This is a genomic window from Gilvimarinus sp. DA14, assembly GCF_024204685.1.
GTDB lineage: Bacteria > Pseudomonadota > Gammaproteobacteria > Pseudomonadales > Cellvibrionaceae > Gilvimarinus.
Window position 1 is genome coordinate 1,823,212 of record NZ_CP100350.1, and the last position, 12,396, is coordinate 1,835,607.

8 protein-coding genes are annotated in these 12,396 nt (G+C 55.0%); 5 read left to right on the plus strand and 3 right to left on the minus strand.

Annotated elements, in window-relative coordinates:
- Positions 1-7 precede the first annotated feature (7 nt).
- Together NHM04_RS08040 and NHM04_RS08045 are read left to right on the plus strand one after the other, a co-directional pair.
- Positions 8-2,113 carry a 3-hydroxyacyl-CoA dehydrogenase NAD-binding domain-containing protein gene (locus NHM04_RS08040; RefSeq protein ID WP_254266464.1) on the plus strand — a complete coding sequence of 702 codons (2,106 nt, stop codon included), beginning with the start codon at positions 8-10 and terminating at the stop codon, positions 2,111-2,113.
- Positions 2,106-3,974 (plus strand): acetyl-CoA hydrolase/transferase C-terminal domain-containing protein, encoded by a 1,869-nt coding sequence (locus tag NHM04_RS08045; RefSeq protein WP_254266465.1) that lies wholly within the window; start codon positions 2,106-2,108, stop codon positions 3,972-3,974. Before NHM04_RS08040 ends, NHM04_RS08045 begins: the two co-directional genes overlap by 8 nt.
- Positions 3,975-3,994: 20 nt before the next feature.
- Here NHM04_RS08045 and NHM04_RS08050 read toward each other — a convergent pair whose 3' ends face one another.
- From NHM04_RS08050 to NHM04_RS08060, 3 genes are all read right to left on the minus strand, one after another.
- Positions 3,995-6,454 carry a vitamin K epoxide reductase family protein gene (locus NHM04_RS08050; protein ID WP_254266466.1) on the minus strand — a complete coding sequence of 820 codons (2,460 nt, stop codon included), beginning with the start codon at positions 6,452-6,454 and terminating at the stop codon, positions 3,995-3,997.
- 139 nt (positions 6,455-6,593) lie between these two features.
- Positions 6,594-7,829, minus strand: coding sequence for a hypothetical protein (locus tag NHM04_RS08055; protein WP_254266467.1), 1,236 nt, complete (start codon positions 7,827-7,829; stop codon positions 6,594-6,596).
- A gap of 109 nt (positions 7,830-7,938) precedes the next feature.
- A complete protein-coding gene (locus NHM04_RS08060; protein WP_254266468.1) occupies positions 7,939-8,418 on the minus strand; it encodes a hypothetical protein in 480 nt (159 codons plus the stop codon).
- Positions 8,419-8,756: 338 nt separating this feature from the next.
- Here NHM04_RS08060 and nhaD point away from each other — a divergent pair, with 338 nt between their 5' ends.
- From nhaD to NHM04_RS08075, 3 genes are all read left to right on the plus strand, one after another.
- A complete protein-coding gene (gene nhaD, locus NHM04_RS08065; protein WP_254266469.1) occupies positions 8,757-10,202 on the plus strand; it encodes a sodium:proton antiporter NhaD in 1,446 nt (481 codons plus the stop codon).
- Between the two features lie 628 nt (positions 10,203-10,830).
- Entirely contained in the window at positions 10,831-11,643 is an 813-nt protein-coding gene (locus NHM04_RS08070; protein WP_256527338.1) for a gamma-glutamylcyclotransferase family protein, read from the plus strand.
- A 9-nt stretch (positions 11,644-11,652) separates the two neighbouring features.
- On the plus strand, positions 11,653-12,387 hold the full coding sequence (locus NHM04_RS08075; protein ID WP_254266471.1) for a hypothetical protein: 735 nt from the start codon (positions 11,653-11,655) through the stop codon (positions 12,385-12,387).
- The last annotated feature ends 9 nt before the right edge of the window (positions 12,388-12,396 follow it).

Below are 12,396 nucleotides of genomic sequence, written 5' to 3' on the forward strand. Positions count from 1 at the left end.
AGGCCTTATGAACGGAATTATTCTCAACAGCTTACGCGGCCGTGAAAAGGCCATAGGCCCCTTCGCCGAAGCTGGCCAATCCCAGCCTCAAGCCTGGCAGCATTGGTCTCTTAAAATCGACAGCGAACAAATCGCCTGGCTGATGTTTGACTGCCAAGGATCTGACGTGAACGTGCTCTCCCAGCCGGTACTGGAAGAGCTGGATGAAATTGTCATGACTCTGCAGGCAGACAAACCCAAGGCGCTGGTACTGCGCTCGGCCAAGGCTTCCAACTTTTGTGTGGGCGCCGACATCAAAGAATTTGGCCAGTTGGAAACCACAGATGCTGCCAGGCAAAAGCTCGAAGCGGCGCACAATGTGGCCAACCGTTTCGCCGCTCTACCCTTTACCAAGGTTGCCGTGGTGCACGGCCACTGCTTTGGCGGCGGGCTGGAGCTGGCGCTCACCTGTGACTATCGCATCGGCGTGCAGGGTTCGGCCTATGGTTTTCCCGAGATTATGCTGGGCCTTCACCCAGGGCTCGGTGGTACCGCGCGCAGCATCGATTTAATAGACCCAATTCAGGCCATGACCATGATGCTGACGGGTAAAACCCAGCGCGATTACCGGGCCAAAAAACTCGGTTTAATTGACGCGCTGGTGCCCGAGCGCCACGTGTACGGCGCCATTGATGCAGCGATTAACGGCAAGCTCAAGCGCGGCAAGCGCGATCTTAAATCGCGGCTTATGTTGAGCGGCCCGGCGCGTAAATTCAGCGCCAAGAAAATGCGCGAGCAAGCCGCCAGCAAAGCACCACCCGAGCACTACCCGGCTCCGAACAAGCTGATCGAGCTATGGGAGGAATACGGCGGCAACACCAAGGCTATGCTTAAGGCCGAAATCGATTCGTTCTGTGAATTGCTGCTAACCGACACTTCGCGCAATCTGGTGCGTGTTTTCTTCCTGCAAGAGAACCTGAAAAAACAAGCCAGCAGCGCCGAGACGGATGCAAACTTTAGCCACGTTCACGTAATTGGCGCCGGCGCCATGGGCGGCGACATCGCCGGCTGGTGTGCGCTGCAAGGCATGACCGTCACCCTGTTTGATATGAAACCCGAAATTATCGGCAAAGCGATCGGGCGGACTGCCGCACTGTGCGATAAAAAGCGCCTGGGGGCAGCGGCCAAGCGCGCAGTACTGGACCGCCTGATTCCCGACCTCAATCACCAGGGTGTCGCCTCGGCGGATGTGGTGATTGAAGCGGTACCAGAAAAAATAGAGATCAAACGCCAGGTGTATAAAGACATTGAGCCGCGCCTAAAACCGGGCGCCATCCTGGGCACCAATACCTCCAGCATTCCGCTCGACCAACTGGCCGAAGAGCTGCAAAGCCCCGAGCGCTTGGTGGGCCTGCACTTTTTTAACCCGGTCGCGCAAATGCAATTACTGGAAGTGGTTAAACACCCAAAACTGGCCGACGATACTTATCAAAAAGCCCTGGCTTTTACCGGTAAGATCAAACGCCTGCCGGTGCCAGTGGCGGGAACACCGGGCTTTCTGGTAAACCGCGCACTGACCCCCTATTTACTCGAGGCAATTGTGCTGTTAGATGAAGGTGTTAAACCCGAGCTGATCGACAAGGCAGCGGAAGATTTCGGCATGCCCATGGGGCCGGTGGAACTGGCCGACGTTGTCGGCTTGGATATTTGTCTAGGCGTAGCCGATATGCTGCGCAGCTCGCTGGATAACGCCATGCCCGCTGCCCCCGAGTGGATGAAAGAAAAAGTCCAAATAGGGGACCTGGGCAAAAAAACCGGCAAAGGCTTATACACCTGGAAAAAGGGCAAACCAGAGAAAGACGATAACCCCGGAGAGGTGCCCGAAGGTTTAACCGACCGTCTGTTACTGCCCATGCTCAACACCTGTAAAGCCTGCCTGCGCGAAGGTGTGATTGACAATGAAAAGCTGCTAGATGGCGCCATGATATTCGGCACTGGCTTTGCGCCGTTCAAAGGTGGTCCGATGAATTACAGCCACACCCGGGGCGAGGCGGATATCAAACAAGCCCTGCAACAACTTGCAGATAAACACGGCGAACGTTTCACCCCGGACAGCAGCTGGGACAATGGCTGAAGCAAAAACCTACTGCGATAGCGCTAAGGCCGCGCAAGACATTGTCGCGGCCGTGGGAAAAAACATTGTCCTCGCTCTGCCACTGGGCATTGGCAAAGCCAACCGGCTTGCCAATGCCCTTTATCAACTTGCTTGCGAAGACTCCTCGATCCGACTGCATATTTACACAGCGCTGACGCTGCAGGCGCCCCATCCAAACGGTCGTTTGGCTCGGGCGTTTTTGGAGCCTTTGCAGGAGCGCTTTTTTGCGGGCTATCCCGCTTTAGAGTACGCCGAGGCCCGCCGACAAAATGCTCTGCCGGATAATATTACCGTCACAGAGTTCTTTCTTCAGCCCGCCGCCTGGCTCGGCGAGCCGGACGCGCAGCAAAACTATGCCGCCATTAACTACACTCACGCGCTCAACTTTTTACTGGACGCAGGGGTTAATCTGGTAATGCAGCTGGTCGCTCCCGACGACACGGATAGCTCCTTAAACCTTAGCTGCAACCCGGATATCACACCAGATTTACTCAAGGCGAGAAGCGCAGGCCGAGCCGATTTTTTACTCGCCGGAGAGCTCAACCGTAACCTTCCCGTTATGGCTGGACAGACAAGGTGCGATCGGCGGGAGTTTTCAGTACTGCTCGACAGCCGTGATACTCAATACTCATTGTTTATGCCGCCGCGTAAGCCGGTGAGCTTAACCGATCACGCCATCGCACTGCATACCGCAGGCCTGATCAAAGACGGTGGCACCTTGCAAATTGGCATAGGCTCTATAAGCGACGCCATTTGCCACGCGCTGATTTTGCGGCACACGCAAAACGCCACATTTAACCAACTCTTACAATCCCTAGGATCGCAAGCGCCAGCAGTCTCCCCCACACAAACGCAAGCCTACTTAGGCGAGTTTACCCAAGGGCTCTACGGCCTGAGTGAAATGCTGGTAGAGGGATTTCTACCACTACTGCAACAGGGAATTGTAAAACGCGAAGTGGATGGCGCACTGCTGCATGCAGGCTTTTTTATGGGCAGTCCTGGCTTTTATCAAACGCTGCAAAACCTGCCAGCCGACGTGCGTAAGCGCATTCATATGATGCCGGTATCCTTTATTAATGAGCTATACGGCGATGAACAAAGCAAGCGCCAAGCTCGTCGTCATGCACGGTTTATCAACTGCGCCATTATGACTACCCTAACGGGCGCCGTAGTGGCGGACGGTTTAGAAAACGGTCAGGTCATTAGCGGGGTCGGAGGGCAGTACAATTTTGTCGCCCAGTCCCATGCCCTGGGTTCGGATTCGCGTTCCATTATTACTCTGCGCGCCACTCGCACCACTAAGGGCAAGGTCTCATCAAATATTGTCTGGAACTACGGCCACTGCACTATTCCCCGCCATTTGCGCGATATGGTTGTGACCGAATACGGTGTCGCCGACTTACGCGGCAAAAGTGATGCCGAGGTAATCGCCACCATGCTCAATGTTACCGACTCACGTTTTCAGGCAGGTCTACTCAAGCAGGCGCAGCAAGCGGGAAAAATTCACCGCCACTATCAAATACCCCAAGCGCATCGGCGAAATACTCCCGAAGCACTACGCCGAACCCTGGGCCCGGCCGTGAACAACAACCTGCTGCCAAGTTTCCCCCTGGGAAGCGAATTCAGCCAGTGCGAACAGCGACTGAGCCAAGCGCTCACGCGTTTGAAAGAAGCGGGAAATTCCATGCAACTGATATCGATTTTTTCCCAGGGGCTGGGCAAAAGCAACACTTATCAGCAAGAGCTGCAACGGCTACAACTTACTCGTCCGGGGTTATCACACTCGATCATGCGAACCCTGGTAAGCGGTGCGCTTAGCGACATAGAAACAACGCCATAGCGCAACCGCTTAAGTCACCGCTACAAGTATTTACTCCAACTGCCGTAATCGCCTTTTACCGACAGCTTTACGCAGGAAAGCCCCACCAATATCGCGCCACAAACACCGGCATTGACCAGCGACACCAGCGGTGCTCCACTGACTAACAAGGCAGCTGGCAACAGCAAACCCAAAGGCACTAACAACCAGCGCACAGGTCTCGCCACCTCGGCAAAAACGCACACGGCCACGGTAATGACCAACGAACCGATAATATGATCCCAGTTGGCCACGGCGCCTTCTGCACCCAGAGTAAGACGGGTAAACATCAGCCAAATACCAATAGCAATGGCCGCCAGCATGGACCAGGGCAAGGTTACCCCACCGGCGAACATATCTTTCAGCACGACGCCTGGTGGGCGCGCGAAGTCATCCTGCAACAAGTCAGTTTTGCCATCGTCGGTATCACCGGTAAAAAAGATTTTTAGCACCGGTCTTCCGGCCTTATGACGGCGCTTTAAAAACTGAAAAGTTGCCACCAGTTCATCCAGCGAGTAGGGAATTTGCAGCAGCATAGCCGCCGCCCCAATCAGACACAGAGTGCACCAAGTGCCGATCACAATCGGCTGGATAATAATAAAAGTAATCGACACCACCCCGAGCGGCACAATCATAAAACCAAACAGGGTGACCAGCCAGGGCATAGTCCGCCAGCGTCGGTTAGAACCTAGCAAGCCTGTGAGAATTTCCAGAGCGTAGGTCATGGCACCGATACCGGCATCCGGTACCGGCCAGGCTTCTGAAACCTCGGAGGTAATAATTTCTTCGGTGCCGTTTTTCGGGTTAGCGCCGCCCATAAAAAACGGCTCCCAAACGCTGTCGATGTGCCCCAACTGATAGGCCGTTAGATAACGAGAGACAAAAAAGCCAACAAACGCCAGAATAATAATAGGCGCGCGCTGAAACCAACTCGAGGGGTTAACATCCCAACCTGGCGGAATGGTCGGGCCTGTCATTTGCGCCACCGGCGCAATGCCAGGAGTGGGAGGCACTAACACGGCAAAGCCGATAGCCAGTATCCCGACAATAGTCGAATTCAGGTAACCGGCGGCACTGGGTGTCCACAACGCGAGCGGCGCAAACAACAACCACAGGCCCACTATGGTGCTGCCCCAGCGCGCCCAACTGTGACGAAAGCTGAGCGCCAAAAACGAAAAAACCAATAACAGCGAACCGCTGATGTAATCATTGAAGGCCAGGTGCTGATCGGCATAGCCCATCACCGGCGGTGAGGTGATTAACCAAGCACCGAGGCCCATATTTAAAAACGGTGCCCACAAAGACTGACGGTGTTGCTGGCGTCTTTCGGCATCAAAGCGCTGCAGCATCTTATCCGGGTTTTGCTGCTTTTCGGCGGCACCAAGCATGTCATCAGTGGGTGTAATGCCATTGGCCTTATACCAACCGAGCGGGTCTTTTTTCAGGTTTTCAATCAGTATTTCTAATCTGCTATCCAGTCTGTGCTCGGCCTGCCAATCCAACTCCTGTTTTGCTTTAGAGCAATCCAACTCGTAATGGTCCGACGCCATTTCCACCATAAACGGACGAATAAATGGTTTTTCACCCTTATCGAAGTCGTCGGGCACCACGGGCTCGGATTTAGCTTCCAACCAGGCCCCCGCTTTGGCGAACGGCTGCGGTACCTGCATGGTTTGCCACTCGCGCTCGCCGTGCAGCAACTCACCAATGCGATTCTGCAAGGCTTCGTAACTGAGGGTAATTTCCTCGCCGGCAAGAAGGTAATGCCGCTCGGGCAATTGCGCTCGTCTATCCACCGCGCGGGCAAACAGTGCCTGCATATCCTCACTGTGTAAAAACGCCTGACCGGCACCAGTGTTACCGGAATACAAATGACTTTTAAAACCCTGCTTGTAAATCCGCGCAATTTGGTGGGCCAGTGTGGGCACACAGGTGTGTTCGTTATATAGGCCCGCCAAGCGCAAAATGCTAAACGGCATGGTCGCCTCATCGGCAATAAGCGCTTCTACTTCGGCCTTGGATTTTGGATACACCCAACCGGGCGCGATAGGCGAGTCTTCGTCAATCTTGTGACCCGGCACGCCCGGCTCGTGGACCAACATAGTACTGGCATAGAAAAAACGCTCTACCGTGAAATCCTGCAAACCATGTAATAAGTGATGAGTGCCATCCACATTCACCTTTTGGTACAGGGGCGACTCTTCACCGCTAAAATCGAAATAGGCAGCTAGGTGAATCACCGCAGCAATCTTGTCGCCGAACTCCTGGCGACATTTAGCCAGAGCCAAGGTAACGGAATCTTGCGACGTTAAATCGAGGGTAAAACTGGCGTCGGCGTCATTGGCGGGCTTTTGGTCTAAGCCGACCACCGTGTAGCCGGGCCGCAGTACTTCACAGAGCGCTGTACCGAGATTACCGGCGCAGCCAGTAATCAGTACGATAGGTTTGTCGAGTTCAGCCATGATTGCAGTCCCTGATAGATAATCGGCGATAATCGATTGCGGTTATCCAAAGGGAAAAGCAAAAACTGATCCCAGGCGATATAGGGACTAAATGCTGGTTATGAGGCGAAGTTTTTGTAAAAGCTGCAAGAGTGAAGCGTTACTGCTCACTGTTATGCAAAATTGTCTCAATGTCGACGCCCAGCGTTAACACCCCCAAAGGTTCGCCGGCAACGTCCAATCGCAAACTCATTTGCACCTGAAATCGGTGGGTGGAATGGTCGTAGACTACCTCGTCAAAAAACCACTGCTTTTCAGGCTGGTGAAACCCCTGCTGAAATTTCACCTCGTCGCCCTGGTAGTAATCCGAGGTAAAGGGTACGGCGGCGATATTGCGACCCTGAGTATCGATCACTATCACTTCATTAATGACAGCCGTTTCCGCCTGCCACGGAACCAATGCCGCCATCAGAGACGCGTCCAACATCGCCAGCAAAGCATCGCTGTTTTTTTCGCGATAATCGCTGCGCCATTTGATATCAAAGCGCTGAATAACTTCTTCACTCAAGGGGCCAAGATCGGCGCGGCGCACCAATGCATGCTGCAGAGCCGCCCGGCTCAATAATTCATCGACCTGGGGCTGCAGCTTTTCCACTATTATCTGCTGCTCCGCCTCGCTTAGGGCGAAGCCCTCCGGTGCGCACAGATGCACATGACGATTAAATTGCGATAAAAAGTCGGGATGACGGGTGATAAACTCCTTGCCAAAATAAACCCCCAGAGGCATATACCGATCAAACTGGGCGTGGTAGCGCTGCGGCGCAATATCAAGTGAGTGCGCCGCTTTTTCAAAGTGTTGCCTGTCTGCAAGAATCACCTCCACTCGACCGGCATAGAGCATTTTCAGCATCTGTGGCAAGTCTTGTGCAGTTATGTAATTAGCATCGCCATTCAGGTCAAACCACAATTGCTGGTGACTGCCGAGAATGGCGCCCTTGCGCATGCTGGACGGGTCGGCTGAAAACTCGGTATCGCTGCGAGTAAACCAATACCATTTTTGCAAAATAAGCGGATCAGAGAGGGTGGCGAACTCGTCTAACTCCGGATCGGGCATGGCGGTAAAAAAGCCATCGGTAGTGCCCGTACGAACCTCTTGCTGCGCCCGGCGCCATGGCTGGTAGAGTATTTTCGGCTGATAAGGGAGGTGGGAAAAAATACAATCGATATGAGTGAGCACGCCAATCTGCTCACGGGGCTTGCGCTCGGCCGAATAGGCCGACTGAGCATTGGTGCCCAACACTACGGGTATGGAATCTGTGACTCCCTCACTAACACCATCGGCCATTACCAATGGAGCCAGCGCAGGGATTAGCAAAGCTGCTACAACCCAGCGCACAGGTGACTACCTCGGCTATGTCATTATTGTCTTTTGAGTATAGCAGCCGATCGGCTAAGCACAGCCAGAAAAAGTGTGGCCCGGCCGGGCCACAAACGGGGGAGTATGTTTAAGCCTGCTTGCTGCGCTTAATTTGCGGCAGAAAGTGCCACTCCTCTAAGCCCACTGGCAAATCGCTGGGCAAGCTAAGTAAATAGAGGGCCATATCTTTTACCCGACCGCTGACATTTACCTCGACACTGCCGTTAAGCAAGGCGCTTTTGAATGAACCGGGTTTGCAGATATCCACCAAAACGGTGTTTTCACCACGCTGGTCAGTGTAACGCAGGGCAAGCTGCAGTGGCCGCGAGCAGCCTTGGGGCAAGCGCAGCCAAACCGCTAAATCGTAGACACCGGTCCACTGACCAGCAGGCTTCCAGCTGGCGTGGGTGCTCAGCATTGAGGCGGGAATATCGGTCACCCGCTTGTCCCGAATTTTTGCCGTGGGCACAGCAACCGGCGTTGTGGGCGCGCTGGGGGGGATTGCGCTGGCGCCAGAGTGTTGCATGGTTTCGGTAGCCGCTTGAACAGGTTTGCGATTAAACAGCATCTTGTGCTCCAGAGTTCGTTGATATAGCCAGTTGGAGCAACCTTAGCACCGCTAGACGAGGTAAAAATGTGATATATCCGGCATTGTCAGCGCCGTCTCGGGGAGGTTGCGATATTGGGTGACAAGCGTTACCCGGAGCGTGAATGGTAGCGCTATCAAAGCGTTTCTAAGGCTAGATGACAAAATGATGACAGCTTACAGCGTTTACGGCTGAAGGGTTCATGTTAGAATACGCGCCCTCTGGACTCCTGTGATCAGGCCTTAGAGAGTCGGCAAAGATCGACCCAAGGTGGAGCCGCCCCAGAGTAACTGCCACACTAACAACCACTGGAATTTACATGTCTACCAACACCTATCGCGCTAGCGCGCTGCTTGGGGTGTGTCTGCTATTGCTGTCCGGACAAACCCTCGCCGCCACCGGCACCATCGACCTCACCACCAGCGGCGTCGGCTACTTCGCCCTCGTGCTTTTCGCCATTGCCTACATTGTGGTGATGCTGGAGGAAAAGCTCCACCTGCGTAAATCCAAACCCGTTCTGGTTGCCGCCGGTATCATCTGGATGTGCATTGGCTGGGTCTACACTCAGGCGGGACTGTCCCACGATGCCGAGCACGCCTTCCGCCATACGCTGCTGGAATTTGCCGAGCTGATGCTTTTTTTGCTGGTGGCGATGACCTACATCAACGCCCTGGAAGAGCGCCGATTATTTGATGTATTGCGCGCCTGGATGGTACGCAAAGGCTTTAACTACAAAACTCTGTTCTGGCTGACCGGCTTTTTGTCGTTTTTTATCTCGCCTATCGCCGACAACCTGACCACCGCGCTGTTGATGTGCGCGGTGATTGTTAAAGTGGCCGGCGACGATAATCGGTTTATTAATCTGTGCTGCGTGAACGTGGTGGTAGCCGCAAACGCGGGCGGCGCCTTCAGCCCCTTTGGCGACATTACCACGCTGATGGTATGGCAGGCGGGCATTGTCGAGTTCCAGGAATTCCTCGCCCTGTTTTTGCCCTCGCTGGTTAACTTTATCATTCCGGCCGCGATTATGAGTTTCTTTGTCGAGAACCGTAAGCCGGTCGCGGTAGAAGAAGATGTAGAGTTAAAACGCGGCGCGCTGCGTATTCTCTCGCTGTTTTTACTGACAATTCTGACAGCAGTACTATGCCACCTGCTGCTGCACCTGCCGCCGGTACTGGGCATGATGACCGGCTTGGGTTATCTGCAATTTTTTGGCTACTTTCTGCGTCGCACCCTGCCGGGCTCACTGGCGCGCAAACGCGCCCTGGCCGAACGCGCCGGCGACCAGCAAGCTCTGGAGCGTTTAGGGGGCGTGGTTCCCTTTGATGTCTTTAACCGCGTGGCGCGCGCCGAGTGGGACACCTTACTGTTCTTCTACGGGGTGGTCATGTGCGTGGGCGGTCTGGGCTATATGGGCTATCTGGCCTATATGTCCGAGGTGCTGTACACGGGTCTGGGTGCCACTCAGACCAATATTATCCTGGGTGTCGCCTCGGCGCTTATCGATAATATTCCGGTGATGTTTGCGGTGCTAACCATGGAGCCAGAGATGTCTCACGGTCACTGGCTGTTGATTACCCTCACCGCCGGTACGGGCGGTAGCCTGCTGTCCATCGGCTCCGCCGCCGGTGTCGCTCTGATGGGCCAGGCCCGAGGAAAATACACCTTCTTTGGCCACCTAAAGTGGACACCAGTCATCGCCCTCGGCTACGCCGCCAGTGTGGCATTACACCTGTGGTTAAACGCGGGAATGTTCGCGCACTGAACGCTGAACGCTGAACGCTGAACGCTGAACGCTGAACGCTGAACGCTGAACGCTGAACGCTGAACGCTGAACGCTGAACGCTGAACGCTGAACGCTGAACGCTGAACGCTGAACGCTGAACGCTGAACGCTGAACGCTGAACGCTGAACAAAATTATGTGGCGGGGCGCTTGCACCTTTCAAGCCCCCGCACACCGATAGTATTCTCCCCAGCCCAAGTCGGGGCGCAACCTCGCGACAAACAACCATTTCCCCAGATCGGGTTGTCAGGTTACGGTGCGATAACCTGGATTAATAAACAACCGAGCTATTTGATCTACATCCATCAGTCAGCCAAAGTGGTCTAAGGCTCTCTCGCAGCCTCACGTACAGGCCGCAACACTCGGCTGCTGTTTAACTTATTTGTAACTTCGGACGGTGCGCCGCCGCAGCCCCTACCCCACTTGGCAGACGCCGTGATTGATCGCCGTCAGTGTCATACGATGTAATAGAAATCTGGCGCCCGAAAGAGTATTCTGGTGCCAAGTTGAGCAATATAGCTCCGGGGCAAAAGGTTGGCCGCCACCGGCGGTCAGGCCCGTGTATTGCCGCCCTCCCCTATCACTGACTCACAATTCGCTCGTTTGGTTATGTTTTACTACTTCGGCTTTGGTTCCAATATGAGTCTACTCTCTCTAAGAGCCAAGGGAGTAGAGCCGCTGGCATCGCAACGAGCTGTATTGTCCGGGTGGCAGCTACGCTTCAATGTGCAACACTTCTTCCGACACGAGGGAGGCGTGGGCAACATCGAGTACACCGGCAACCGAGGCGACCGGGTTCTCGGTGTGCTGCACCAATGCCCGGATGAGGCACTTGAACGTCTGGACGCCGCCGAGGCCTATGGCCACGGCTACGACCGCGTCGAGATCAATGTCGAGCCCCATAACCACTCACCTGCAGGCCCCCGAACCATCCCGGCGCTGACCTATATTGGCATGCCCGAGTTTATCGATAACCGGCGCCTGCCCAGTCGCCGTTACCTGAACATTATCCTGGAAGGCGCCCGGCAAGCTGAGTTGGACGAGGACTATATTCGCAGGCTGGCCGAGCACCCGGTGCATCCGCTGGAAAGCTACCCGCCCTTCGTGCCGCCGGCGGGAGACTACCCCACCTTTGACCGGGATTCGCTGTCCGAGCAGCCGCTTTATACCGCGCTCTATGGCGCGGTCTTTGATATGTCGCAGGCACGGCCATTGCACGAGTTTCTCAAAAGTTTTTTTGGCGGCAAGGATATGACGCTGTTCCACCTCAGACGGCTGGACAGCAGCCTGCTGGACGAAACCACAGAAGACATTCGCAACGAACGCCTGAACTACGCCCAAAAGCAATACCTCAACGCCTACCTCAATGAGTACGCCCGGGAGTATCGCTATGTGGGTCGCTATGATTATCATAAAGATTAGGAAGCCCTTATGAATCAATCCACCCCCAATGCTTTCCCGCCCGCGCTGGCACACGGCGCCATCGAAGAGGTATTCACCGATGTGTTTTGCGTTAGCGGTGCCATGGAAACGGTACTCATGGATATGGACTGGCGCTTCAGCCGGAATATGACCGTGGTCCGCGACGGCGATCGATTGATCCTGATCAACACCGTTCGCCTGGATGACAATGGGCTCGCCCAGCTGGAACAGCTCGGCGAGATCACCGATGTCATCCGGCTGGGGGCATTGCACGACCGCGACGACGCTTTCTACCTTGACCGTTATCAGGCCAGGCACTGGGTGATGCCAGGTATAGAGACCGACCCCGGCCACTCGGCCCAACCGCTCGAGCAGACTTCGGCTCTGCCCATCAGCGATGCCTCCCTGTTTGCGTTCGAAACTTCCAATATCCCCGAGGGGATAATCAAGCTGCAACGCGACGGCGGCATCCTGATCGCCTGCGACGCCCTGCAAAACTGGCTGAGCCCCGACGAGCACTTTTGCGATGCCAGCCGGGAGCGAATGGAAAGCATGGGCTTCTTTACGCCGGCCAACGTCGGCCCGGTGTGGTATCAGGTAGCGGAACCGAAGGCTGAAGACTTCCATCGCCTGAAGGCACTGGAGTTCAAACACGCCCTGTGCGGTCACGGTGAGCCATTGCGCGATAACGCCCACGAGGCATTCGGCGCAACTTTTGATCGGTTGTTCCAACAGGCCGACTGACTCTGCCGA